General features: G+C 60.9%; 21 protein-coding genes, 6 tRNA genes and 1 other RNA gene. 16 read left to right on the forward strand and 12 right to left on the reverse strand.

From position 1 onward, the window contains the following. Positions 1 to 39 precede the first annotated feature (39 nt). Entirely contained in the window at positions 40 to 1,029 is a 990-nt protein-coding gene (gene mgrA, locus ACSBQS_RS13590; protein ID WP_434990797.1) for an L-glyceraldehyde 3-phosphate reductase, read from the forward strand. On the opposite strand, the gene ACSBQS_RS13595 is transcribed toward mgrA, so the two are convergent. Beyond that, the gene (locus ACSBQS_RS13595; RefSeq protein WP_127897177.1) at positions 1,021 to 1,254 is read right to left on the reverse strand and encodes a hypothetical protein; all 234 of its coding nucleotides are present in this window, start codon (positions 1,252 to 1,254) and stop codon (positions 1,021 to 1,023) included. The genes mgrA and ACSBQS_RS13595 overlap by 9 nt on opposite strands. On the opposite strand from ACSBQS_RS13595, the gene ACSBQS_RS13600 reads away from it, so the two are divergent. Next, the gene (locus tag ACSBQS_RS13600) at positions 1,253 to 1,663 is read left to right on the forward strand and encodes a DUF2502 domain-containing protein (protein ID WP_046896266.1); all 411 of its coding nucleotides are present in this window, start codon (positions 1,253 to 1,255) and stop codon (positions 1,661 to 1,663) included. The genes ACSBQS_RS13595 and ACSBQS_RS13600 overlap by 2 nt on opposite strands. 41 nt (positions 1,664 to 1,704) lie before the next feature. Here ACSBQS_RS13600 and ACSBQS_RS13605 read toward each other — a convergent pair whose 3' ends face one another. Further along, positions 1,705 to 2,940 (reverse strand): Nramp family divalent metal transporter, encoded by a 1,236-nt coding sequence (locus ACSBQS_RS13605; protein WP_042785141.1) that lies wholly within the window; start codon positions 2,938 to 2,940, stop codon positions 1,705 to 1,707. Positions 2,941 to 3,317: 377 nt separating this feature from the next. On the opposite strand from ACSBQS_RS13605, the gene ACSBQS_RS13610 reads away from it, so the two are divergent. Then, a complete protein-coding gene (locus tag ACSBQS_RS13610) occupies positions 3,318 to 4,505 on the forward strand; it encodes a NupC/NupG family nucleoside CNT transporter (RefSeq protein ID WP_004936373.1) in 1,188 nt (395 codons plus the stop codon). A 118-nt stretch (positions 4,506 to 4,623) separates the two neighbouring features. Here the strand turns inward: ACSBQS_RS13610 and ACSBQS_RS13615 are convergent. Then, positions 4,624 to 4,699, reverse strand: a tRNA-Ala gene (locus tag ACSBQS_RS13615). 60 nt (positions 4,700 to 4,759) lie between these two features. Beyond that, positions 4,760 to 4,835: transfer RNA gene (locus tag ACSBQS_RS13620), tRNA-Ala, on the reverse strand. A 308-nt stretch (positions 4,836 to 5,143) separates the two neighbouring features. Between ACSBQS_RS13620 and ACSBQS_RS13625 the strand changes: the two genes are divergently transcribed. After that, a complete protein-coding gene (locus tag ACSBQS_RS13625) occupies positions 5,144 to 5,929 on the forward strand; it encodes a formate/nitrite transporter family protein (RefSeq protein ID WP_047025272.1) in 786 nt (261 codons plus the stop codon). Positions 5,930 to 5,996: 67 nt separating this feature from the next. Here the strand turns inward: ACSBQS_RS13625 and gltX are convergent, their stop codons facing one another. Further along, positions 5,997 to 7,412 carry a glutamate--tRNA ligase gene (gltX, locus tag ACSBQS_RS13630; protein ID WP_016926803.1) on the reverse strand — a complete coding sequence of 472 codons (1,416 nt, stop codon included), beginning with the start codon at positions 7,410 to 7,412 and terminating at the stop codon, positions 5,997 to 5,999. A 294-nt stretch (positions 7,413 to 7,706) separates the two neighbouring features. Between gltX and ACSBQS_RS13635 the strand changes: the two genes are divergently transcribed. The 5 genes from ACSBQS_RS13635 to ACSBQS_RS13655 all read left to right on the forward strand — a co-directional run bounded on the left by ACSBQS_RS13635 (position 7,707) and on the right by ACSBQS_RS13655 (position 8,299). After that, positions 7,707 to 7,782, forward strand: a tRNA-Val gene (locus tag ACSBQS_RS13635). A 28-nt stretch (positions 7,783 to 7,810) separates the two neighbouring features. Continuing rightward, positions 7,811 to 7,886, forward strand: a tRNA-Val gene (locus tag ACSBQS_RS13640). Between the two features lie 38 nt (positions 7,887 to 7,924). After that, a tRNA-Val gene (locus ACSBQS_RS13645) sits at positions 7,925 to 8,000 on the forward strand. 7 nt (positions 8,001 to 8,007) lie between these two features. After that, positions 8,008 to 8,083 (forward strand) — tRNA-Lys (locus ACSBQS_RS13650). 74 nt (positions 8,084 to 8,157) lie between these two features. After that, a non-coding RNA gene (locus ACSBQS_RS13655) (RtT sRNA) lies at positions 8,158 to 8,299 on the forward strand. A gap of 84 nt (positions 8,300 to 8,383) precedes the next feature. Here ACSBQS_RS13655 and ACSBQS_RS13660 read toward each other — a convergent pair. Further along, positions 8,384 to 8,794 carry a GNAT family N-acetyltransferase gene (locus tag ACSBQS_RS13660; RefSeq protein WP_071883572.1) on the reverse strand — a complete coding sequence of 137 codons (411 nt, stop codon included), beginning with the start codon at positions 8,792 to 8,794 and terminating at the stop codon, positions 8,384 to 8,386. A gap of 216 nt (positions 8,795 to 9,010) precedes the next feature. On the opposite strand from ACSBQS_RS13660, the gene fepB reads away from it, so the two are divergent. From fepB to ACSBQS_RS13680, 4 genes are all read left to right on the forward strand, one after another. Then, a complete protein-coding gene (gene fepB, locus ACSBQS_RS13665) occupies positions 9,011 to 10,018 on the forward strand; it encodes a Fe2+-enterobactin ABC transporter substrate-binding protein (protein WP_042785145.1) in 1,008 nt (335 codons plus the stop codon). 221 nt (positions 10,019 to 10,239) lie between these two features. Continuing rightward, positions 10,240 to 11,295, forward strand: coding sequence for a Fe(3+)-siderophore ABC transporter permease (fepD, locus tag ACSBQS_RS13670; RefSeq protein WP_089195036.1), 1,056 nt, complete (start codon positions 10,240 to 10,242; stop codon positions 11,293 to 11,295). Further along, a complete protein-coding gene (gene fepG, locus ACSBQS_RS13675; RefSeq protein WP_033652548.1) occupies positions 11,295 to 12,332 on the forward strand; it encodes an iron-enterobactin ABC transporter permease in 1,038 nt (345 codons plus the stop codon). Before fepD ends, fepG begins: the two co-directional genes overlap by 1 nt. A 21-nt stretch (positions 12,333 to 12,353) precedes the next feature. Then, positions 12,354 to 13,160: an ABC transporter ATP-binding protein gene (locus ACSBQS_RS13680; RefSeq protein WP_004936408.1), complete on the forward strand. Its 807-nt coding sequence runs from the start codon at positions 12,354 to 12,356 to the stop codon at positions 13,158 to 13,160. Between the two features lie 28 nt (positions 13,161 to 13,188). Here the strand turns inward: ACSBQS_RS13680 and ACSBQS_RS13685 are convergent, their stop codons facing one another. The 3 genes from ACSBQS_RS13685 to budA all read right to left on the reverse strand — a co-directional run bounded on the left by ACSBQS_RS13685 (position 13,189) and on the right by budA (position 17,416). Next, positions 13,189 to 14,775, reverse strand: a complete 1,587-nt coding sequence (locus ACSBQS_RS13685) for an ABC transporter substrate-binding protein (protein ID WP_033644333.1) — start codon at positions 14,773 to 14,775, stop codon at positions 13,189 to 13,191. A gap of 143 nt (positions 14,776 to 14,918) precedes the next feature. Further along, on the reverse strand, positions 14,919 to 16,604 hold the full coding sequence (gene alsS / locus ACSBQS_RS13690; RefSeq protein WP_033643950.1) for an acetolactate synthase AlsS: 1,686 nt from the start codon (positions 16,602 to 16,604) through the stop codon (positions 14,919 to 14,921). Positions 16,605 to 16,636: 32 nt separating this feature from the next. Beyond that, positions 16,637 to 17,416: an acetolactate decarboxylase gene (gene budA, locus ACSBQS_RS13695; RefSeq protein ID WP_033643951.1), complete on the reverse strand. Its 780-nt coding sequence runs from the start codon at positions 17,414 to 17,416 to the stop codon at positions 16,637 to 16,639. Positions 17,417 to 17,866: 450 nt separating this feature from the next. Between budA and ACSBQS_RS13700 the strand changes: the two genes are divergently transcribed. Beyond that, a complete protein-coding gene (locus ACSBQS_RS13700) occupies positions 17,867 to 18,769 on the forward strand; it encodes a LysR family transcriptional regulator (protein WP_197665925.1) in 903 nt (300 codons plus the stop codon). Here ACSBQS_RS13700 and eutC read toward each other — a convergent pair. Continuing rightward, a complete protein-coding gene (eutC, locus tag ACSBQS_RS13705; RefSeq protein ID WP_047025269.1) occupies positions 18,748 to 19,539 on the reverse strand; it encodes an ethanolamine ammonia-lyase subunit EutC in 792 nt (263 codons plus the stop codon). The two genes, ACSBQS_RS13700 and eutC, sit on opposite strands and share 22 nt — an antisense overlap. Beyond that, positions 19,536 to 20,921: an ethanolamine ammonia-lyase subunit EutB gene (locus ACSBQS_RS13710; RefSeq protein ID WP_042785150.1), complete on the reverse strand. Its 1,386-nt coding sequence runs from the start codon at positions 20,919 to 20,921 to the stop codon at positions 19,536 to 19,538. The genes eutC and ACSBQS_RS13710 overlap by 4 nt, the downstream gene beginning before the upstream one ends. A 159-nt stretch (positions 20,922 to 21,080) precedes the next feature. Here ACSBQS_RS13710 and ACSBQS_RS13715 point away from each other — a divergent pair, with 159 nt between their 5' ends. Both ACSBQS_RS13715 and ACSBQS_RS13720 read left to right on the forward strand, forming a co-directional pair. Beyond that, on the forward strand, positions 21,081 to 21,629 hold the full coding sequence (locus ACSBQS_RS13715; RefSeq protein ID WP_033652553.1) for a nucleotidyltransferase family protein: 549 nt from the start codon (positions 21,081 to 21,083) through the stop codon (positions 21,627 to 21,629). A gap of 52 nt (positions 21,630 to 21,681) precedes the next feature. After that, positions 21,682 to 22,149: a FlxA-like family protein gene (locus ACSBQS_RS13720; protein WP_021505617.1), complete on the forward strand. Its 468-nt coding sequence runs from the start codon at positions 21,682 to 21,684 to the stop codon at positions 22,147 to 22,149. Position 22,150: 1 nt separating this feature from the next. Here ACSBQS_RS13720 and ACSBQS_RS13725 read toward each other — a convergent pair whose 3' ends face one another. Continuing rightward, positions 22,151 to 23,071 carry a LysR family transcriptional regulator gene (locus ACSBQS_RS13725; protein WP_033643957.1) on the reverse strand — a complete coding sequence of 307 codons (921 nt, stop codon included), beginning with the start codon at positions 23,069 to 23,071 and terminating at the stop codon, positions 22,151 to 22,153. Positions 23,072 to 23,109: the final 38 nt, after the last annotated feature.

The raw sequence follows: 23,109 nt of genomic DNA on the forward strand, positions 1-23,109 counted from the left end.
ACTCAAAACACGCCACTTCTTCGCCGACAAAGGATCACGATGTCCTACTCAGCCTCCCCCTCGCGTTATCAAGATATGGAATACCGGCGCTGCGGCCGCAGCGGATTGAAGCTGCCCGCCGTCTCGCTCGGGCTATGGCACAACTTTGGCGACGCCACGCTGTACGACAACGCCCGCGCCCTGATCCGCTGCGCATTCGATCGCGGCATAACCCACTTCGATCTGGCCAACAACTACGGCCCGCCGCCCGGCGCCGCCGAGGAAAACTTTGGCCGCATTCTCAACGCCGATCTGCGGGCCTGGCGCGACGAGCTGATCGTCTCATCCAAAGCCGGTTACACCATGTGGCCCGGCCCCTACGGCGATTGGGGCTCGAAAAAGTACCTGGTCGCCAGCCTCGATCAGAGCCTCAGGCGCATGGGATTGGAGTATGTGGATATCTTTTATCACCACCGGCCGGACCCGGACACGCCGCTGGAAGAAACCATGGCGGCGCTGGATCTGTTGGTGCGCCAGGGCAAAGCGCTGTATGTCGGTTTGTCCAACTACCCGGCCGAGCGCGCGCGCCAGGCGTTCGACATCCTGCAGCGGCTCGGTACGCCGTGCGTGATCCACCAGCCCAAGTATTCGATGTTTGAACGCGGGCCGGAGACGGAATTGCTGGATACGCTGGCGGATCATGGCGTCGGCGCGATCGCCTTCTCCCCGCTGGCGGGCGGCCTGCTGACCGATCGTTATCTGCACGGCGTCCCGCAAGATTCCCGCGCCGCCAGCGGCAGCCGTTTCCTGCAGCCGGAACAGCTGACCGCCGACCGACTGGACAAGGTGCACCGCCTCGATGCGCTGGCGCGGCAACGCGGGCAGAAGCTGTCGCAGATGGCGCTGGCCTGGGTGCTGCGCGGCGATCGCGTTACCTCGGTGCTGATCGGCGCCAGCAAGACTGCGCAGATAGAAGACGCGGTGGGCATGCTGGCCAATCGTCACTTCACTGAAGAAGAGCTTGCGCAGGTCGAGAACATTTTATTGTAATCGCTTACAAATTCCGCCGCTCAATTGAGCGGCGATTCCCCAGAAAAATCTCAAATCTCGGCCTCCGGCGCCCTTTTCAGAGTGGCTCTCAGATTCAACCCCATGCGCCGGCGCTATGATGCCGATATTGCAGTAAAAATAACGATAAGGCCGTTTTTTAAACTGATGAACGCGCTTCATAAAGTGATCAACGGCCAGGCCGCGCAAGCGGAAAGGAGAAGTCATGTTTAAACCTCTGCTCTTGGCCGCCATCTTGGCGGCGACGGTACTGCCCGCCGCACAGCAGGCGCACGCCGAAGGGATCAGCATCGATCTGATGCCGGGCGTTTCATTGCGCATCGGCGATCAGGACAATCGCGGCCGTTACTGGGACGGTTACGACTGGCGCGATCGCGACTGGTGGCAAGGCCATCAGGGACGCTATCTCGGCGATCGCAGCCCGCGCGGCTATTACTGGGATGGCTATCGCTGGCGCGACCGCGACTACTGGCGCAAATATTACTACTCGCGCGACGGGCGCTATTACAAATGCGACCATCATTGCGACAAGCATTACTGGAAGAAAGAGAAAAAACACCACCACGATCATGACCGCGATCGCTGGCGCCGCCACGGCGATGACGACCGCGATTAACGACAACGGGCCGGCGCAACGCCGGCCCGCACTGTTTTCGCCTACAGCACACTGCCGATCAGCAAGTAGCCATTCAAGCCCACCACCACCAACACGATCAGCTTGCCCAGGTTTTGCACCACGGGGCCGTTAACCATCTCCCCCATCAGCGCCCGATTGCCGGTGAAAGCCAGCAGCGGCACCAGCGCCAGCGCAATGCCGAAGCTGAGCAGCACCTGGCTCAGCACCAGAATGCGCGTGGCGTCCACTCCCAGCATGATGACGATAAACGACGGCAGCATGGTCACCGCGCGGCGCAGCCACAGCGGGATATGGAAATGCACAAACCCTTGCATCACCACCTGCCCCGCCAGCGTGCCCACCACGGTGGAAGAAAGACCGGCGGCCACCAGGCTCAGGCCAAACACGGTGGCGGCGGCTTGCCCGAGCAGCGGTTGCAGCGTCAGATAGGCCACGTCAAGATCGGCGATGCCGCTGTGGCCGCTGAAATGAAACGCGGCGGCGGCAGTGGCCATCATCGCCAGGTTAACGAAACCGGCGATGGTCATGGCGACGGCGACGTCGACTTTGGTGGCGGCATAGCGCTCCGCCTTATCGTGCTCACCGCCAACTTGGGTGAGCGACGAATGCAGATAGATCACGTGCGGCATGATGGTGGCACCCAATACCCCGGCGGCCAGGAATACCGCGTCGCCGTTGGGCAAATCGGGCAACGCCATGCCTTTCAGCAGCGGCGCAAGCTGCGGCTGGGAAAACGCCAGCTCGACGATGTAAGCGGCGGCGACGAACAGCAGCAGGCCGCCGATCACCCACTCCAGCGGCTTTTGTCCGCGCTTTTGCAGCATCAGAATTAAAAAGGTGGCGATGCCGGTCAGCACCGCGCCCTGCAACAAGGAGACGCCGAGCAGCAGCTTGAAGCCGATCGCCGCGCCGATGAATTCGGCCAGATCGGTCGCCATGGCGATAATCTCCGCCTGCACCCAATAGGCCCACACCGCCGGCCGCGGAAAGCGATCGCGAATATGCTCGGCCAGGTTTTTTCCGGTGGCGATCCCCAGCTTGGCGGACAACAGCTGGATCAGCATCGCCATCACGTTGGCCCAGACCACGACCCACAACAGGCTATAGCCGAATGAGGCGCCGGCCTGGATATTGGTGGCGAAGTTGCCGGGGTCGATGTAGCCGATAGCGGCGATGAAGGCGGGCCCCATCAGCGAGAGTTTGATTTTTCTGGCGGAGCGACCGGAGGTGGTTTCAACCACGCGACTGTTCAGCATATGTTGAACCCTTACTGAAATTACGTTTATCTCCACTCTATATAAATGATAATAATTATCAAGCGCATTTAGAGTGGTAAAACTTATCTCTGCAATAGCCAACATTAACGGTTTTATCGAAGGGTTCGACACCGTACTTGCCGATTTCCGTGCTTTTGGGTTGGGATTTTGGCTGCAATACCCCTGAAAGACAGGTTAGCACAAGAATACGAATTTCCTATGTCTGAGTTAACATCTTGATTTTTTATGCTTTTGCGCAACACTTTAGGAGAACTCCCACTATGATTTTCCATATTTGCAATAGAAGTCTCGTTTTTAAACGTAGCGTTACATAAAATGACAGCCGAAATTCAGCCTGCCTCAAATTTGGAGCAAACATGTCCCATATTGCGCACTTTGCGTTGGCGATAGTGGTGGTGGCGATCCTGGCCCTGTTGGTGTGCCGCGATCGCAAAAGCATCCGCATTCGCTATGTTATTCAATTATTGGTTATCGAAGTACTGCTGGCCTACTTTTTCCTGCATTCGGAAGCGGGTTTGGGCTTCGTAAAAGGATTCGCCGCGCTGTTTGACAAACTGCTCGGGTTTGCGGGACAAGGGACTGATTTCGTGTTCGGCGGCATGGGCGACAAAGGCCTGGCGTTCTTCTTCCTGAAGGTGCTGTGCCCGATCGTCTTCATTTCGGCGCTGATCGGTATTCTGCAGTACATCAAAGTGCTGCCTTTCATCATCCGCATTATCGGTACCGTGCTGTCGAAAGTGAACGGCATGGGCAAGCTGGAGTCGTTCAACGCCGTCAGCTCGCTGATCCTGGGCCAATCCGAAAACTTCATCGCCTACAAGGATATCCTGGGCAAGATGTCGGAAAAGCGCATGTACACCATGGCGGCGACCGCGATGTCTACGGTGTCCATGTCCATCGTCGGCGCCTACATGACCATGCTGGACGCCAAGTTCGTGGTGGCGGCGCTGGTACTGAACATGTTCAGCACCTTTATCGTGCTGTCGTTGGTCAACCCGTACGACACCAATAAAGAAGAAGAGCTGCACCTCGGCAACCTGCACGAAGGCCAGAGCTTCTTTGAAATGCTGGGCGAATACATCCTGGCCGGCTTCAAAGTAGCGATAATCGTCGCCGCGATGCTGATTGGTTTCATCGCCCTGATCGCCGCGCTTAACGGCGTGTTCAGCGCCATCTTCGGCCTGAGCTTCCAGGAAATCCTCGGCTATTTCTTCTATCCGTTCGCCTGGATCATGGGTATTCCTAAGCACGAAGCCCTGCAGGTCGGCAGCATCATGGCCACCAAGCTGGTTTCCAACGAATTCGTGGCAATGATGGAACTGCAGAAAGTCTCTGCCGAGCTGTCGCCGCGCAGCCTGGGGATCCTGTCGGTGTTCCTGGTGTCCTTCGCCAACTTCTCTTCCATCGGCATCGTGGCCGGTGCGATCAAGGGCCTGAACGAACACCAGGGCAACGTAGTGTCCCGCTTCGGTCTGAAGCTGGTCTACGGCTCTACGCTGGTCAGCATCCTGTCCGCTTCCATCGCGGGTCTGGTGCTGGGCTAAGCCTGAAATTTACAGCAATGATAAGGCGCCTGCGGGCGCCTTTTTTATTGGCTGGCCTTCGGCGAAGGTGAAATAACGCAAAGCAAAAAGCCGACCCTAAGGTCGGCTTTTCAAATGGTGGTGGAGCTAGACGGGATCGAACCGTCGACCTCTTGCATGCCATGCAAGCGCTCTCCCAGCTGAGCTATAGCCCCACAAAAGTGGTACGCGTTGACCGGCGTTACGGTATTCCCCAACCTCTCTGAGAAGAAGGTTGGTGGAGCTAGACGGGATCGAACCGTCGACCTCTTGCATGCCATGCAAGCGCTCTCCCAGCTGAGCTATAGCCCCGTTCCACAATCACTTTGTGCTGTGAACGGGGCGCATAATATGAAACCCGCTCAAAGCTGTCAACGGCTAAATTGAATTACTGAATCAAGCGTTGAAAAAGCCGCCAAATCAGCATCTTTGGCGCCAAAAAATCATCACTTTGCGCAGAGTTCATCCATTTTGCGCGCTACTTCTCAAAATGGCAAAAGACCCTGCATATCACGTTGATTTTTAATTAACGGAATGTTAGCGAAATGCGCTTGAGTCGGGCTCCCGAGCGGCATAGACTGCCCGCGCCATAAACTTTATTACTATAAACCGAGTCCGTCATGTCTTTGCATTCACCAAAAGAAATCGCCGCCCTCGCCGTTCAGGCCGGGGTAAACAAAAGCCGCGCCCCTCTCGCTAATCTGCTGATTCTGGGCTTTCTCGCCGGCGCCTTTATCGCCACCGGCTTCCTGCTGGATATTCACGTCATCGGCACCCTGCCGGCCGAATGGGGCTCTTTCGGCGCGCTGTTGGGCGCCGCGGTCTTCCCTATCGGTTTGATCCTGACCCTTCTGGCCGGCGGCGAACTGCTGACCGGCAACATGATGACCTTGCCAATGGCCTGGTTCGCCCGTGAAATTCCCGCCATCGCCGTGCTGCGCAACTGGTTTTGGGTCACCCTGGCCAACTTCGCCGGCAGCGTGGCCGTCGCCTACTTCTTCGGCCACCTGCTGGGCCTGACCGAAGGCGCGTTTTTACATAAGACGCTGGCGATCGCGCAGGCCAAAGTGGATGCGGACTTCCTGCACGCCTTCATTTCCGGCGTCGGCTGCAACTGGCTGGTATGCCTGGCGGTGTGGTTAGCCTTCGCCAGCAAAGATGTGCCGGGCAAAGTGATCGGCATGTGGTTCCCGGTCATGGCTTTTGTCGCCATCGGCTTCCAGCACGTGGTGGCGAATATGTTCATCATCCCGGCGGCCATCTTTGCCGGCGGCATGGGCTGGGAGCAGTATCTGCCTAATTTCGTCGCGGTATTTCTCGGCAATGCGCTGGGCGGCGCCGGCTTTGTCGGGTTGATGTATTTCCTCGCCTACCGTCCGGGTTTGCCGGCTAGCGAACAAGCCTGACAAAGCGCAATAAAAAAGCCCCGGGATCGCTCCACGGGGCTTTTTCATTTATGGCGTATCAGCCTAATCAGGCTTGCGCTTCGCGCTCGGCGATGTAAGCCAGCGCCATATCGATACGCTGCAGCGAACGCTTCTGGCCGATCGCATGCACGGTCACGTCCATGCCCGGTGACTGGCCGGCGCCGGTCACCGCGACGCGCAGCGGCATGCCGACTTTACCCATGCCGACACCCAGCTCATCCGCCGTGCCCTGAATGGCGTCGTGCACATTTTCCGGCGTCCAGACGGTGATGGCGGCCAGCTTGGCCCGCACCGCTTCCAGCGGCTGACGCGCGACCGGGCGCAGGTGCTTCTTGGCGGCGTCGGCGTCGAACTCGCTGAAATCTGCGTAGAAGTAACGGCAAGACTCCGCCATCTCTTTCAGCGTCTTGCAACGCTCGCCCAGCAGCTTGACGATGTCTTTCAGTTCCGGGCCGTTGCGGGTTTCAATGCCCAGTTGCTCAACGTGCCATGCCAGATGCACCGCCACTTCTTCCGCCGGCATATGGTTGATGTAGTGGTGGTTCAGCCACTGCAGCTTCTCGGTGTTGAACGCGCTGGCGGATTTGTTGATCGCTTCCAGCGTGAAGAACTCTTTCATCTCATCGATGGAGAAGATCTCCTGATCGCCGTGGGACCAGCCCAGACGCACCAGGTAGTTCAGCAGCGCCTGCGGCAGATAGCCGTCGTCGCGGTACTGCATGACACCCACGGCGCCGTGGCGTTTGGACAGCTTTTTACCGTCGTCGCCGAGGATCATCGACACGTGCGCGTATTCCGGCACCGGCGCGCCCAGCGCTTTGAGAATGTTGATCTGGCGCGGGGTGTTGTTGATGTGGTCTTCGCCGCGGATCACGTGGGTGATTTCCATGTCCCAGTCATCGACGACGACGCAGAAGTTATAGGTTGGCGAACCGTCGGTGCGGCGGATGATCAGATCGTCCAGCTCCTGGTTGCTGAATTCGATCGGGCCGCGAATTTTGTCGTCGAAGATCACCGAGCCTTCCTGCGGGTTACGGAAGCGCACCACGTGCGGCTCGTCGTCGGTGTGGCTGCACTGGCTGTCGCGGCAGTGGCCGTCGTAACGCGGCTTCTCGCCGTTTTCCATCTGCTTCTCGCGCAGCGCTTCCAGGCGTTCCTTGGAGCAATAGCATTTATAGGCCGTGCCCTGCTCCAGCATTTCGTCGATGACCGCGTTGTAGCGATCGAAACGCTTGGTCTGGAAGTACGGGCCTTCATCCCAATCCAGATTCAACCAGTTCATGCCATCCATAATTGCGTCGATCGCGTCCTGGGTAGAGCGTTCCAGATCGGTATCTTCGATACGCAGAACGAACTCACCGCCCGCATGGCGGCTGAACAACCAGGAATAAAGTGCGGTACGCGCGCCGCCGACGTGAAGATAGCCGGTCGGGCTCGGTGCAAAACGGGTTTTGATTTTCATTGGGTTCACTGCCTTATTACGCAACGCGTGTCGGCGATGGCCGACGATTGCTCGGAATTGAAAAAAGAGTGGACGACATTGTATCACCACGCGCTAATTCCTCAACGCCGACACGATATTGCGCCGGTCGATTTCGCGCGTTTTGCGGCGAGTTTCGCATAGCGTTGCGCAAAGAATCGGCGCCGTTGGCGATAATTATCGCGCCCTGCCTAAATTTGCGGCGAACGATTGAAATCATTTTAAAAACCGTTGACTCACTTTGAACTATCCCTATAATGCGACTCCAACAAGACGGGGCGATTAGCTCAGTTGGTAGAGCATCTCCTTTACACGGAGGGGGTCGGCGGTTCGAGCCCGTCATCGCCCACCATCTTGTTGAGAAAAATGAGAACGAATGAGGGTGATTAGCTCAGTTGGTAGAGCATCTCCTTTACACGGAGGGGGTCGGCGGTTCGAGCCCGTCATCACCCACCATCATTCTCTCGTTTAGCAGTGCCTGGAAGTCCTGAAGTGGGTGATTAGCTCAGTTGGTAGAGCATCTCCTTTACACGGAGGGGGTCGGCGGTTCGAGCCCGTCATCACCCACCACTTCTGCGGGTCGTTAGCTCAGTTGGTAGAGCAGTTGACTTTTAATCAATTGGTCGCAGGTTCGAATCCTGCACGACCCACCAATTTAGAGAAAAGCGCCTTTTGGCGCTTTTTTCGTTTCTGCACCATCCGACTCTGACTTCATCTCTCGCCGACAGAGTTCACCGGGTCGTGTAGGATGAAGAACCGTAGAGGTTCGAGCATCGCGCAGCGATACGACAACGCGCAGCGATACGACAACGCGCAGCGTTGCCCGCAGGGTGAGGCCACAGGCCGAATCAATCCTGCACGACCCACCAATTCAGAGAAAAGCGCCTTTTGGCGCTTTTTTCGTTTCTAAAGACCGTATTATACAGCCCTCTTTATCTCTCGTCAGTGAACGCTCATCCGCCATGGCCCTTTGTCAGATCAATTAAACCTGCAGCGGTAGGGCGAAAACCGCACCCGCAATAAAAACCGGTCAGATGGGGTTCGTAATCGACGTGCAGCCAGCTTGCTCCACGCATTTTTGCGATCGCTATCGCCGCTTGAACCAGCCCGGTCGCCACCCCCTGCCGTTGATAATGACGATGGACGCAGGTATCTAAAATAAACGCGTGCTTGCCACCGTCCCAAGCCACATTCACAAATCCAATCATCACATCTTCTGCGTAAGCGCCGATATGGGCCAAACTGCGGGATAATATCGCCGGCATGTCAGCCGGTAGCGGTTCTCCCCAAGCGGATAACCATAGCTCGTTCAACACAGGAAAAGCCGGATGAGGATCCGTTCGAAACTCAACATCCCGAACCATACGCCCCCTCTTAATCGATTAAGTCGAAACAGGAAACTTCTATCATCTCTCTATTATGGACAGGCCTCGTTAAAGCTGCCTGCGGTTGCCTGGGAAACACGAGATACGAATGGTTATCATTTTGACGGCTTGAATGGTAAATTAGCGGGCAAACACTCCCCAGCGATCCGCACGCGGATTGATACGCCTTTGTGCAAGGAAAGAAAGAGCCCGCTCATGACCCTATCCTTACGTCAGCTGTTTATTGCATTCATCGCCACTTCCAGCCTGTTGCTCAGCGGCTGCGGCCCGGACGACAAGAGCGACGGGCAGAAACCGTCCGCCCCCGCTGCCGACAGCAGTTGGCCGCGCACCATCGATAGCGCCAAAGGGAAGTTCACGCTGGAAAAACCGCCGCAGCGCATCGTATCCACCAGCGTCACCATCACCGGCACGTTACTGGCTATCGACGCCCCGGTGGTCGCCAGCGCCGCCACCAGTCCAAATCCCCTGGTGGCCGATCAACAAGGCTTCTTTACCCAATGGAGCGAAGTGGCCAAACAGCGCCACGTCGAACGGCTGTATCAGGTGGAACCCAATGCCGAAGCCGTCGCCGCCGCCGCCCCGGATTTGATCGTCGTCGCCGCGACCGGCGGTGATTCGGCGCTGAAACTGTACGATCAGCTGTCCGCCATTGCGCCGACGCTGGTGCTCGATTACGGCGACAAAAGCTGGCAACAGCTGGCCAGTGAGCTCGGTGAGATCACCGGTCACGAAGCCGGCGCCAAACAGGCGGAAGATCGTTTCGAGCAGCGCGTGGAACAAGTGAAGCAGGCGATTACCCTGCCGCCGCAGCCGACCACGCCGCTGGTGTATGCCGACAACGGCCGCGAAGCCATGCTGTGGACGCCGGGCTCCGCCCAAGGCAAGCTGCTGACCCAGCTCGGCTTCCAGCTGGCTACCCCGCCGGAAAGCGCCAAAGGCAACGCCAGCATGGGTAAACGCCATGACATCATCCAGATCTCCGGCGAAAAAATGGCCGAAGGCCTGAACGGCAAAACCCTGATCCTGTTCGCCACCAATGAGCGCAAAGTGCAAGAGGTGCTGGCCAACCCGTTCCTCAAACATCTGGAGCCGGTGGAACAGCGGCACGTCTACGCCGTCGGCAACGATACCTTCCGCCTCGATTACTACAGCGCCACCAACATGCTGAACCAAATCGAACGGTTGTTCAAAAAGCCCTGAATCACGCCGTCGGCAGGCCAGTCCCAGTCCCCTGCCGACGCTTTTGGCAAACGGGGCAACCATTCACATTCAATCAATTGAAATATCAATAGTTATTAACATCGTCCACGCGCCTTCGCCACCAACCGGCGGGTGCATGCGGGCGTAAACTCGTGTTACTATTGGCGCCCTTCACGAACGCAAATAACAATGAGAATAAAAATCATAAAGGAGTTACCGGTGTGAACGTACCCACTCCGACTGAGCGGACGCTTTCGTCCGCACCGCACGCAGCTTACGCCAGTGGCTTCAAACGCATCGCCGGGTTCGGTATCGGCTTGGCGTTGTTGTTGCTGTGCATCATTGCCAGCCTGATGCTGGGTTCCAAAGCCATCCCCTTCCATACCGTCTGGCTCAGCCTACAGGGCGCCGCGAGCGGCTCCGACAGCACCATCATTCTCAACGCCCGGGTGCCCCGTACGCTGGCGGGCATTTTGGCCGGCATGGCGCTCGGCGCCGCCGGCGCGCTGATTCAGGCGCTGACGCGCAATCCGCTGGCCGATCCCGGCGTGCTCGGCATCAACGCCGGCGCTAGCTTCGCCGTGGTCATCGGCATCATGTTTTTCGGCGCCGCCACCACCGAAAGCTATATGGCCTACGCCTTTGTCGGCGCCGCCGTCACCACCCTGCTGGTCTACGTGATCGGCACACTGGCAGGTGGGCGCATCAACCCGGTGCGGCTGACGCTGGCCGGCGTGGCGATCGGCGCGGTGTTGCTCGGCATCACCACCGGGCTGTCGCTGATCGATCCGCAAACCTTCGACCAACTGCGCTTCTGGCAGGCCGGCACGCTGGATATCCGCACGCTGGCCACCCTGCCGGTGACCGCCCCCGCCATTTTGCTCGGCTGCCTGCTGACGCTGCTCATCGCCCGGCCGCTGAATACCATCGGCATGGGGGAAGATCTGGCTATCGCGCTCGGCGCGCGCGTAGTGCTGACTCAGGCGATCGCAGTGCTCGCCATTACGCTGCTGTGCGGCGCGGCGACCGCCACCGTCGGCCCGATCAGTTTCATCGGCCTGATGGTGCCGCATATCGCCCGCTGGTGGGTCGGCCCCGACCAACGCTGGATCCTGCCCTACTCCATGCTGCTGGCGCCGATTTTACTGCTGTGCGCCGACGTGGTCGGCCGCTTGCTTGCGGCCGGTGAGCTGCGGGTTTCCATCGTGGCGGCCTTCATCGGCGCGCCGGTGCTGATCTGGCTGGTGCGCCGCAAGAAAACGCTGGGGGGTCTGTGATGAGTCTGCCGCACACGCTGCATATCGGCCGCCCGGACGGCGTCATCAACGGGCGCCTGCCGCTGCGCCTGCTGCTGGTCAACCTTTCACTGTTGGCGCTGTGTCTGGCGATGGCCGTCGCCGCCCTGTGCTACGGCACGCTGCAACTTTCGCTGGAGCAGGTTTTTGCCGCGCTGACCGGCGAGGCGCCGAAAAACCTGGTCACCGTGGTCACCCAATGGCGCTTGCCGCGCATCGCCATGGCGCTGCTGTTAGGCGCCGCGCTCGGCATGAGCGGCGCCATCTTCCAGTCGATTATCCGCAACCCGCTCGGCAGCCCGGACGTGATTGGCTTTAACATGGGGGCTTACACCGGCGCGCTGATCGCCATCACCCTGTTCAACGGCGGCTATTACTACATCGCCGGCGGCGCGCTGGCCGGCGGCATTCTCGCCGCGCTGGCCATCTACCTGCTGGCCTGGCGGCAAGGCATCGCCGGCTTCCGGCTGATCATCGTCGGCATCGCCATCAGCGCAGTGCTGGTCTCCACCAATACCTGGCTGATCATCACCGCCTCGCTCGAGCGCGCCATGGACGCCGCCATGTGGCAGGCCGGCTCGCTCAACGGCATGACCTGGCAGAAAGCCCAGCCCGCCACGGCGTTCATCCTGCTGGCGGCCGCGGCCGCGCTGTTGATGGGCAAACGGCTGCAGCTGCTGGAAATGGGCGACGACACGGCGCGCGCGCTGGGCGTGAACGCCGAAGGCAGCCGGCTGTGGCTGATGCTGTTCGGCGTCACCCTCACCGCCGCCGTCACCGCCACCGCCGGGCCGATTTCCTTTATCGCGCTGGCGGCGCCGCAAATCGCCCGCCGCTTGGCCGGGCAATCCTCGGTCACCCTGACGTCCTCGGCGCTGATGGGCGCGGCGCTGCTGCTCGGCGCCGACGTGGTGTCCCAACATCTTTTCGCGCCGATCCAACTGCCGGTCGGGATCGTGACCGTCTGCATCGGCGGCCTGTACCTGATTTGGCTGCTCATCCGTGAGGCCCGCAGATAGATAATGAAGAGTGATAATGCCATGAGCCACCGCCTGCACGCCTCGCACCTGAAGCTGGGCTACGACAATAAAATCATCGCTGACGATCTGAGCGTGGCGATCCCCGACGGCGCCTTTACGGTGATCGTAGGGCCGAACGCCTGCGGCAAATCGACGCTGTTGCGCGCCCTGTGCCGCCTGCTGAAACCCAGCGCCGGCGAGGTGATGCTGGACGGCAAGAACATCAGCAGTTTCGCCACCAAGGCGCTGGCGCGCGAGCTTGGCCTGCTGCCGCAAACCTCGATCGCACCGGACAGCATCACCGTGGCGGACCTGGTGTCGCGCGGCCGCTATCCGCACCAGAGCCTGCTGAAACAGTGGACACAGGCCGACAAACAGGCGGTGGAAGCCGCCATGGCGGCCACCAACGTCAGCCAACTGGCGGATCGCAGCGTCGACGAGCTGTCCGGCGGGCAGCGTCAGCGCGTCTGGGTAGCGATGGCGTTGGCGCAGCAAACGCCGCTGCTGCTGCTGGATGAACCGACGACGTATCTGGACATCGCGCACCAGATCGAGCTGCTGGATCTGTTCCGCCAGCTCAACCGCGAGCGCGGTCAAACCCTGATCGCGGTGCTGCACGATCTCAACCACGCCTGCCGCTATGCCGATCACATCATCGCCATGCGCGACGGCAAGATCGTGGCGGAAGGGAAACCGGCGGAGATCATTACCGCCGAACTGGTGGAGCGGGTGTTCGGCATGCCGTGCATGATCATCGACGATCCGCTGTCCCACACGCCGCTGGTGATCCCGCGCGGCCGCTACCACTGCGACGCGCCGCAGGCATGAAAAAGGCCGGGTTATCCCGGCCTTGTCGTTACTTCTCCAGCGACACCTGTTTGAAGATGTGTTTGCCGAACGGGTCTATCTCGTAGCCTTTCACTTCCTTGCGCACCGGTTCGAAGATGGTCGAGTGCGCAATCATCAACGCCGGCATCTGATCGTGCATCATCACCTGCGCCTGCTGATACATCGCCACCCGTTTGGCGTGATCGTTCTCTTCGCGCGCCTGCAGGATCAGCTGGTCGAACGGTTTATAGCACCATTTCGCCGAGTTCGAACCGCCGAGCGAAGCGCAGGTGAACAGCGGGCCGAAGAAGTTGTCCGGATCGCCGTTGGCGGTGGTCCAGCCCATCAGCGCGGTCTGGTGTTCGCCGTTTTTAATCCGCTGTAAATACTCGCCCCACTCGAAGGTGACGATTTTGGCGCGCACGCCGATTTTAGCCCAATCGGCCTGGATCATCTCCGCCATCCGCTTGGCGTTGGGGTTATAGGGCCGCTGCACCGGCATCGCCCACAGATCGATGTCGAAGCCCTGCCCCAGCCCGGCCTCCTGCAACAGCTGCTTCGCCCGCTCCGGCGAATACGGGTAGTCTTCAAGCTGCGCGTTGCTGCCCCATTGAGCCGGCGGCAGCAGGTTCTTGGCCGGCTGACCGGCGCCGTGGAACACCGCGTCGATGATCGCCGGCTTGTTGACCGCCAGCGCCAACGCCTGGCGCACCTTAACGTTATCCAACGGTTTCTTCTGGGTGTTGAACGCCAGGAAACCGATATTCAAGCCGGATTTTTCCATTACCTGAATGTTGCCGTCCTGCCGCATGCGTGCCAGATCCGCCGGATTGGGGAACGGCATCACCTGGCATTCGTTCTTTTGCAGCTTGGCGTAACGCACCGCCGCATCCGGCGTGATCGAGAACACCAGCCGATCAAGCTTCGGCTTGCCTTCCCAGTAGCGGTCGAACGCCTTGTAGAGGATTTTCGCGTCCTTCTGGTACTGCACCAGCTGGAACGGCCCGGTGCCGATCGGATCGTTGTCCACCCGCTGCGGCGTGCCGGCCTTCAGCATCGCGTCGGCATATTCCGCCGATAAAATGGTGGCGAAATACATGCCCAGATCGGCGACGAACGGCGCCTCGGCGCGGGAGAGCTCAAAGCGCACGGTGTGCTCATCCACCTTGACGATCCGGTCGATCAGCGTGCCGAACTCCATCGACTCGAAGTTGGTGTAGGCGCCGTTGGAGACCTTGTGATACGGGTTGTTGGCGTCCTTCTGGCGCATAAACGAGAAGATGACGTCATCGGCGTTGAAATCGCGGGTGGGCGTGAAATATTTATTGCTCTGGAATGCCACGCCCTTGCGCAGATGGAAGGTATAGCGCTTGCCGTCTTCGCTCACCTCCCAGCTTTCCGCCAGGCTGGGTTGCAGCTCGACGGTGCCGGGTTTGAAATCCACCAGCCGGTTGTAGATCGCCGCCGAACTGGCGTCTACCGTGGTGCCGGAGGTGAACAGCTGCGGGTTGAAGCCTTCCGGCGAGCCTTCGGAACAGTAGACCAGCGTATTGGCCCGCGCGCCGCCGGCAATCGCCAACGCCAGCAGCCCGATCGTTATTGCTTTTCTTTTCATTGCGCTATCCCCAGTGGTGAAAAAACAGCCGAACGGATAGCAATAAATCATGCAGTTAGCGATGTAAAGGACAAATTCCGCGCATAAAAACGGGCAGGCGCGCAAGCGGCCTGCCCCGGTGAAACGGCGCGAGGATGATGAAATTAAATCATCTGGCTGAAGTTCATCTGCGCCATCAGCTTATAGTTATCGGCGTAGTCGACCGGAATGGCCACCACCACCGGCCCCTGGATCTCCATCGCCTTGCGCAGCATCGGCCGCAGATCTTCCACCGACTGCACGGCGAAACCGACCGCGCCGCAGGATTCCGCGTAGGCCTTGAAGTCGATCGGCCCGAACTCTACGCCGGATTTGCGCTGGTATTTGTTCACTTCCTGCATTTCCACCATGTTGTAAGCGTTATCGACCCAGATCACGTGCACGATGTTGTTTTTCAGCCGCACCGCGGTCTCCAGCTCCATGCTCGACTGCATGAAGCCGCCGTCGCCGGAGATTGACACCACCTTATCGCCGGGGCGCACCAGCGCCGCGCCAATGGCCCACGGCAGCGCTACCCCCATGGTTTGCTGGCCGTTGGAGATCAACAGCTGTCGAGCGCGGAAGCTGTAAAGATAGCGGGCTATCCAGATGTGGAAACTGCCCATGTCCACGCACAGCGTCACGTCGTCGCTGACGATGTCCTGCAGCTCCTTGACGATGCGCAACGGATGGATCGGCATGCCGCCGCGGCGCGCGGCGCGTTCCGCCAATTCGGCGCGCTGGCGGCCGAGATCGGTCAGGATCAGTTCCACCTCCGCCGGAACGCAGACCGCCTCATTGAACGCTTCGGTCATCATGTTCAGCGTGGCGCTGATGTTGCCCACCAGCTCGACGTCCGGCCGATAGCAGGTATCGATGTCCGCCGGCAGCACGTCGATATGCACCAGCTTCAGCCGCCCGTGGCTGTTCCACATGCACGGATCGTATTCGATCGGATCGTAGCCGACGCTGACCACCAGATCGGCCTTTTGCAACAGCTGATCGGCCGGCTGGTTGTTGAACAGGCCGACGCGGCCGGCGAAGCGGGCAAAGTGATTGACGTCAATCACCCCCGCCGCCTGATAGGTGCCGACCACCGGCATATGGGTGCGGTACAGCAGATGGCGCACCGCCTCGCTGTTCTCCGGCCGGCTGGCCTGCAAGCCCAGCAACAGCACCGGGCATTTGGCCTGGCGGATCAGTTTCACCGCCGCCTGAATGTCGTCCGCCGCCGCGGCCCCCATGCGCGGCAAGCGGCAGCCCGCCAGCACCGGCGCCGTGACCGGCTCATTGACGATATCCATCGGCAGGCTGACGAACGACGCCCCCGGCCGGCCGAACTCGGCGCGGCGGAAGGCGTTGGCGATCACCTCGGAAATCGCCGAACCGGCATGCACTTCGGCGCAGTACTTGGTCACCGGCCGGAACATGCTGACGGTATCCATGCTCTGGTGCGTCTGCTTCAGGCTGTCGGCGCGCTTCACCGCGCCGCCGAAGGCCACCACCGCATCCCCTTCCGAGGTGGCGGTTGCCAGCCCGGTGATCAGGTTGGAGCTGCCCGGCCCGGAGGTGACCAGCGCCACCCCCGCCTTGCCGGTCAGGCGGCCGACCGCCGCCGCCATAAAGGCCGCGTTGGCCTCATGGCGCACCACCACCGTTTCGATCGACGGCGCATCTTCCAACGAATCGAACACCCGGTCGATCTTGGCGCCCGGAATGCCGAAAACGTGTTTGACGCCCTGCGCTTCCAGGTTTTTCACCACCAAGTCGGCGCCGCATTGCCAGTCATTGCCTGTTTTTTCCTGTGCCATGGTTCCACCTCCTAAGAAAACGATCGCCGGGATTAGCCCTCGGCGGAACGAATTGCGCGATCCAAATCCTCTGGACAGAGGTTGGCGCGCAAGAAATCCGCATCATGCGGCAACTGAAGATTGAGACGGGTGATGACGCCGAACTGCAGGCGGCCATGATCGAGCTGGTAATCCAGCACGTGGCCGCCGCCGCTGCGGTCGTCGGTAACGAAGTGTTCGTGATAGCCGGCCACGCCGATGCCCTGCATGTAATCGGGCGAGCGGAAGCCGACCAGCGTGCCGCGCCGCTGATGGAACGAGAAGGTCGGCTGCTCTTCTATCGCTTCCAGCATTGGGCGGTAAGGCCGTTCCTGACGCGGCACGGTGCGGGTTTCGACATGGCTGAACTCACCGTCGACCCGCACCGCGCAGAACAGGTTCGGCGAGGCGACCTGTTCATCGATGCATTGGTGCAGTTGCGCCTTGGTGATCGGCCGATCGAATTGCTGGCTGACGCTGGGCTGGAAAAAGGTGACGACGGCGAAAGGGGTTTTCTGTTGCAAACCGGCCGGGCGGGCGCTGCCGTCGGCGCGCAGCTGGTGTATTTCCTGATCGAACGCGATCAGTTCGCCATCCAGATGATTGAAGGTGCCGAGGCCGAAATCGCCGTGTTTCAGCAATTCGGCGATGGTGGTCTCCCCTTCATAAACCCCGTCGATGAGCGCGCTCATCAGCGAGATTTGATAGATTTCGCCCTCCCCGGCGTTGATCGACTGCCTGGCGAAACCCTGCGCCAAATGGCGCGCACAGGAACACCCGTGTTTTTCGTTCATGCTGACTCCTCCACCAGCGCGGAACTGCGGTTCCACGCGTTCAAAAGACCCGCCGACGGCGGGCCAAGATGCCCCTCAGGCGCGTTCATCAGTTGGAACGATTCAGCCTGAGGCGACAAAAAAAACCGGCACGGCTGGCCGGCCGATATCCAGAAACAACAGGAAGATAAGTGAAAGTAAAGACTCACTAATCATTGAGGTTGAGTCGGATATCAAATTGAACGGTTAATCTGGTGTTGGAGCGACAATCAACGCCACAGGCGGCTGAGGCAGCCTGGGAAAAACATCTGTTATTTGGTGCTAAACGCCGCGAGGCTTATGCGTTTTCTCTCTATACGGCCGGGATGCGGCGACGCTGAAGCCCGTCGTCAACCCGCAATCAGAGTAGCCGCAGCATCGCCAACAGAGAAGCGGGTATTCATAAGAAACGCTTTTGCATATAATGCAAAAATGAATGACGCCCGCTATGTAGAACATCTGCCAATCTTTCTCGACGTGGCTCGCCTGGGCAGCTTTTCCGCCGCCGCACGCCAGCTGGGTATGGTGCCTTCTTCGCTGGTGCGCCATATCGATGCGCTGGAAAGCGCGCTCGGCGCGACGCTGTTCGTGCGCTCCACCCGCGGCCTGTTGCTGACCGACGCCGGCGAGCTGCTGCTGGCACGCGCCGCCGCGCTGATGACGGACATTACCGGCATTCGCGCCGAGCTGAACGCGCTGAACGAAACGCCGCAGGGCACGCTACGCATCAGCTGCCTGCCGACCTTCGGCAAAACCTATGTGCTGCCGCTGCTGCCGACGCTGGCGGAACGTTACCCTCAGCTGTGGGTCGATCTCGATCTGACCGAACGCCAGACCGATCCGACCCAGGAACGGCTGGACGCCGCCATCCGCATCGGCGAACAGAAGGACAGCGCGCTGTACGCCAGCCGCATCGCCACCCAACGCTGGGTGATGTGCGCCAGCCCCGACTACGTCGCCCGCTATGGCCTGCCGAGCGATCTGGAAGCGCTGCCGCAGCACCGGCTGATCGCCCGCTACCACAAACAACAGCCGGCCTGCTGGGCGCAGATCCTCGACGCGGCGTTGATGAACCGCTGCACCATGGCGCTGCGTTGCGATGACTTCACCGCGCAGCGTCAGGCGGCGTTGCTCGGCCTCGGCATCGCCTTTCTGCCCAACTGGGTGGTGGGGCCGGACGTGCAGCATGGGCGGCTGGTGCAGATGCTGGAAGATCCGCGCCATGAACAGCAAGGCATCTATCTGCTGCGGCCGGTGGCGAAAGTGTCCGCCCGCCTGGCGGCCTTCACCGCCCTGCTGCAGCAAACCATCGGTCAACCGCCCAACTGGGCGTAAAGCGGGGTGACGCGGCCGCGCAGCGCCGGGTTGTCGCTCTCGTCTTTCAGTTCGACGCCGGTCAGCCCTCGCCGGCACGCCTGTTCCAGCAACCAGGCCAATTTGAACGCCGCCTGCGGATAATCCAGCCCCTCCGGCCGCACATTGGAGATGCAGTTGCGCTCTGAGTCCCTTCTGCGCGCGTTCGGCTCCCAGGTCAGATAAATCCCCAGGCTGTCCGGCGACGACAGCCCCGGCCGTTCGCCGATCAGCACCGCCACCGCCCGGGCCTGCAGGCACTCGCCGATCTCATCCCCCAGCGCCACTCGCGCCTGATGCGCCAACACCACCGGCGCGATCGCCAGCCCCAATGTATCGAGATAGGGCCGCAGCGCCTGCAGCAGCGGCAATGCCTGGCGGTGCACCGCCTTGGAGGAGAGGCCATCCGCCACCACCAGCAGCAGATCGGTCCGGCGCGGCGGCACGCCGAGCAGCAGGCGGCGGCTGTCCAGCGCCAATCGCCGCCCCAGATCCGGACGGCGCAGATAGGCGGCGCGGTCAACGGCCTGGCTGTGCACCGCCAGCGTGGGCCAACCGGCATCGTGCAGATCCGCCGCCAGCCGTTCGCTCTCGAATGGCTGATGCACCGCGTCGCGCGCCTGGGCATGGGCCAGGCCGAAGCGCAGCAGCTCGTCGGTCGGCAGACTGGCGCCGGTGCGCCCCAGCGCGATGCGCGCATCGGTAAAGGCGCGCAGCGCGTCCCAACTGTTGACGTGAACCGGTTTGCTCATGTCCGTTCTCCCTGTAGCGCCAGCAACAGCGGGTGATTGGCGGCGGCGTCGCGCAGCCGTCCGCGTTCATCGGTGATGTTCATCGCCGCCAGCCAGGCGGCGAACTCCGGCGCGTGCTTCAGCCCCAGCAGTTCACGGATATAGAGCGCGTCGTGGAACGAGGTGCTTTGGTAATTGAGCATGATGTCGTCCGCGCCCGGCACGCCGATCAGGAACGTCAGCCCGGCGGCGGCCAACAGCGTCAGCAGCGTGTCCATATCATCCTGATCGGCCTCGGCATGGTTGGTGTAACAGACATCGCAGCCCAGCGGCAGGCCGAGCAGCTTGCCGCAGAAGTGATCCTCCAGCCCGGCGCGGATAATTTGTTTGCCGTCATACAGGTATTCAGGGCCGATAAACCCCACCACGGTGTTGATCAGCAGCGGTGAGAAATGCCGCGCCACCGCATAGGCGCGCGCCTCGCAGGTCTGCTGATCGACGCCGTGATGCGCGTTAGCCGACAGGCAACTGCCCTGCCCGGTTTCGAAGTACATCACGTTATCGCCCAACGTGCCGCGCTTGAGGCTCAGCGCCGCCTGCTGCGCTTCCGCCAGCAGCGCCAGACTGATGCCGAAACCGCGATTGGCCGCTTCGGTACCGGCGATCGACTGAAACACCAGATCCACCGGCGCGCCGCGCTCCATCAGCCGCAGCGTGTTGGTCACGTGGGTCAGCACGCAGGATTGGGTGGGTATGGCGAAGCGCTGGATCACGTCGTCCAGCATGTAGTTGAGTTTTTCCAGCAGCGGCAGGCTGTCGCTGGCCGGATTGATGCCGACCACCGCGTCGCCGCTGCCGTACAGCAAACCGTCCAGCATGCTGGCGGCGATGCCTTGCAGGCTGTCGGTCGGGTGATTGGGCTGCAGCCGCACGCTGAGGTGGCCCGGCAGGCCAATCGTATTGCGAAAGCGCGTCACCACCCGGCATTTCTTCGCCACCAGGATCAGATCCTGATTGCGCATGATCTTGCTTACCGCCGCCGCCATCTCCGGCGTAATGCCGGCGGCCACCTGCGCCAGCATGGCGCTGTCCGCCTGCTCGCTCAGCAACCAGTCGCGAAAATCGCCGATCGTGAGGTGCGAGATGGGCTCAAAGGCGGCGGCGTCGTGGCTATCGATGATCAGGCGCGTCACCTCGTCCTGCTCGTACGGCACCAGCGGCTGCTGCAGGAAAGTCTTGAGCGGCACATCCGCCAGCGCGATGCGCGCCGCCATGCGCTCTTCGGCGCTTTCCGCCGCCACCTCCGCCAGATAATCGCCGGAACGCGCCGGCGAAGCTTTCGCCATCAGCTGGCGCAGGCCGCCGAAGCGATAGCCGCGTTGGCCCAACGTTGCCTGATACATAGCCCCCTCCCTTGCCCTGAGTGACGAGATAAAAGCCCTGCACCAAGTGTAGTCAGTGAAGCAAGAAAATTAATTTGCCTGCTATCGCCGCCATCGCGCATCCCCCCATTTCACCCGCCGCCGCTTCGGGTTACAGTAGCCGCGAAAACAGGAGGGGTGATGGATCCGCAACGGCAAATTATCGACTGGCTGCAACAAGATAGCGCGCGCATGGCCGCCCTGCGCACCGTGCGCCGGCTCGGCCTGAATGACTGGTGCCTCGGCGCCGGCTTTGTGCGCAACCTGGTGTGGGATCGGCGCCACGGCTATGCGGAGCCCACGCCGCTCAACGATATCGACGTGATCCACTTCGATGCGGAGCGGGCGGACGCCGAACGCGATCGCATGCTGGAGGCGCGGCTGCAGCAGTGGCTGCCGCAGCCGTGGTCGGTCAAGAACCAGGCGCGCATGCACCTGCGCAGCGGCCGCGCGCCCTACCGCAACAGCGAAGAGGCCATCAGCTTCTGGACCGAAGTGGAAACGGCGATCGGCGCACGCCTGAACGCCGACGACAGCATCACGCTGGTCGCCCCTTTCGGGCTCGCGGCGCTGTTCAACGACACCATTACCTTCAACGTGAAAAATGGCGATCGCACGGCCTATGCCCAGCGCGTGGTCGACAAAGGCTGGCTGCTGCGCTGGCCGCGTCTGCAGCAGGTAAAGATTTAGCCGCCGCTGCCGATACCCTGAACAGCGAGATCCAGACTCAGGGAGAGCAACCATGTCGACCACCATCACCATGATCGTACCGATCAAGAATACCGTCCCCGGCGTCAGCAACGTCTTCAGCGCGCCGGGCCATCAGGGCGAATTGCTGATGGCCAAACCGGTCAACAACCAGCCGCAAGGCGGCAAGATGGAGAAAAACGAACGCGCCAACGGCAATGACGAACCGGTTAACCTCAATGAAAGCCGCGCTTCGGCGCGCATCAAGGCGCTGAACCGGCAGATTCAGGCGCTGCAGCAAAAGCTGGTGGAACTGAAGGATTCCGACGCCGATCCCAAAGAGATCGAAAAGCAGAAACAGCTGATCGAAGCGCAGATCAAGATGTTGCAGGCCGAGATCGCGCGCATCCAGAAAGAAGAAATGGAAAAGCAGCAGCAGGAGCAAATGGAAAAAGCCGCGGCGAAATCCGGCGACGGCGTAAACCGCCCAACGCCGCTCAACGCGGTGGACGTCTATATCTGAGTCAATATGCCGCGTTTTCCCGCCGGCGCTGTTGCAGCAGCGCCGCCTGCTGACGCGCCACCTGCCAGATGGCCTCCGCCGCCGGCGTCAGTGAGCGGTTCTTGCGCCGCACCAGCATCAGCGCGCGGTTAATTTCCGGCACCAGCCGCCGCACCCGGAGCCGCCCCCCTTCCGGCAACGGCAGCGCCAACGCCGGGAAAATGCTGATGCCAATCCCCTCCGCCACCATCGGGAACAGCGTGGCCGGATGGCCGATTTCCTGCACCACCTGCGCCTCCACGCCCTGCTGTCTCAGCGCACTGTCGATCAGCGGCCGGCTGCCCGACGCATAATCCTGCAACACCAGGCGGCAACCGTTCAACGCCGACCAACGCACCGCCTGCTGCGCAGCGAACGGATGATCGTCGCGGCACAGCAACAGGAAAGGTTCATGCAGCACCGCTTCGCACTCCAGATCCACCGCCTGTACCGGATCGACCACGATGCCGAAATCCACCTCGGCGTTGCGCACGCTGTGCAGCACCTGCTGCTGCGCCTGATCGCGCAGCATGATGCGGATCTCCGGGTATTCACGCTCGCCGGCGGCGATGCACTGCGGCATCAGATGGGCGGAAATGGTTTGGCTCGTCGCCACCCGCACCGTGCCGCTGCGCTGTACGCCAAAGCTGCGCGCATCCAGCAAAGCGGCCTGCAGTTCGTCCAGCAGCCGCTCGACCCGGTTGGCCAACCGCAGACCGGCGTCGGTCAACACCACTTCACGCGTGGTGCGATCCAGCAGCCGCACGCCGACCTCCGCTTCCAGCTCTTTCACGCTGTGGCTGACCGCCGATTGCGTCAGGCCGATCGCCTCACCGGCGCGGCTGAAGCTGCCGTGGCGGGCGATGGCGACGAACACCCGCAGCTGTTTGAGTGAGTAATTCATGTGTTTTATTCATATATGAATTAAATAAATCAATTTAA

This window comes from Serratia sp. H402Y (assembly GCF_051172415.1).
GTDB classification, from domain to species: domain Bacteria; phylum Pseudomonadota; class Gammaproteobacteria; order Enterobacterales; family Enterobacteriaceae; genus Serratia; species Serratia ureilytica.

Bases quoted from the DNA above. Each gene is read 5' to 3' on its own strand.
- mgrA (WP_434990797.1), top strand. From the start codon at position 40: ATGTCCTACTCAGCCTCCCCCTCGCGTTATCAAGATATGGAATACCGG.
- ACSBQS_RS13600 (WP_046896266.1), top strand. From the start codon at position 1,253: ATGTTTAAACCTCTGCTCTTGGCCGCCATCTTGGCGGCGACGGTACTG.
- ACSBQS_RS13595 (WP_127897177.1), bottom strand. From the start codon at position 1,254: ATGACTTCTCCTTTCCGCTTGCGCGGCCTGGCCGTTGATCACTTTATG.
- ACSBQS_RS13605 (WP_042785141.1), bottom strand. From the start codon at position 2,940: ATGCTGAACAGTCGCGTGGTTGAAACCACCTCCGGTCGCTCCGCCAGA.
- ACSBQS_RS13610 (WP_004936373.1), top strand. From the start codon at position 3,318: ATGTCCCATATTGCGCACTTTGCGTTGGCGATAGTGGTGGTGGCGATC.
- ACSBQS_RS13625 (WP_047025272.1), top strand. From the start codon at position 5,144: ATGTCTTTGCATTCACCAAAAGAAATCGCCGCCCTCGCCGTTCAGGCC.
- gltX (WP_016926803.1), bottom strand. From the start codon at position 7,412: ATGAAAATCAAAACCCGTTTTGCACCGAGCCCGACCGGCTATCTTCAC.
- ACSBQS_RS13660 (WP_071883572.1), bottom strand. From the start codon at position 8,794: ATGGTTCGGGATGTTGAGTTTCGAACGGATCCTCATCCGGCTTTTCCT.
- fepB (WP_042785145.1), top strand. From the start codon at position 9,011: ATGACCCTATCCTTACGTCAGCTGTTTATTGCATTCATCGCCACTTCC.
- fepG (WP_033652548.1), top strand. From the start codon at position 11,295: ATGAGTCTGCCGCACACGCTGCATATCGGCCGCCCGGACGGCGTCATC.
- ACSBQS_RS13680 (WP_004936408.1), top strand. From the start codon at position 12,354: ATGAGCCACCGCCTGCACGCCTCGCACCTGAAGCTGGGCTACGACAAT.
- ACSBQS_RS13685 (WP_033644333.1), bottom strand. From the start codon at position 14,775: ATGAAAAGAAAAGCAATAACGATCGGGCTGCTGGCGTTGGCGATTGCC.
- alsS (WP_033643950.1), bottom strand. From the start codon at position 16,604: ATGGCACAGGAAAAAACAGGCAATGACTGGCAATGCGGCGCCGACTTG.
- budA (WP_033643951.1), bottom strand. From the start codon at position 17,416: ATGAACGAAAAACACGGGTGTTCCTGTGCGCGCCATTTGGCGCAGGGT.
- ACSBQS_RS13700 (WP_197665925.1), top strand. From the start codon at position 17,867: ATGAATGACGCCCGCTATGTAGAACATCTGCCAATCTTTCTCGACGTG.
- eutC (WP_047025269.1), bottom strand. From the start codon at position 19,539: ATGAGCAAACCGGTTCACGTCAACAGTTGGGACGCGCTGCGCGCCTTT.
- ACSBQS_RS13710 (WP_042785150.1), bottom strand. From the start codon at position 20,921: ATGTATCAGGCAACGTTGGGCCAACGCGGCTATCGCTTCGGCGGCCTG.
- ACSBQS_RS13715 (WP_033652553.1), top strand. From the start codon at position 21,081: ATGGATCCGCAACGGCAAATTATCGACTGGCTGCAACAAGATAGCGCG.
- ACSBQS_RS13720 (WP_021505617.1), top strand. From the start codon at position 21,682: ATGTCGACCACCATCACCATGATCGTACCGATCAAGAATACCGTCCCC.
- ACSBQS_RS13725 (WP_033643957.1), bottom strand. From the start codon at position 23,071: ATGAATTACTCACTCAAACAGCTGCGGGTGTTCGTCGCCATCGCCCGC.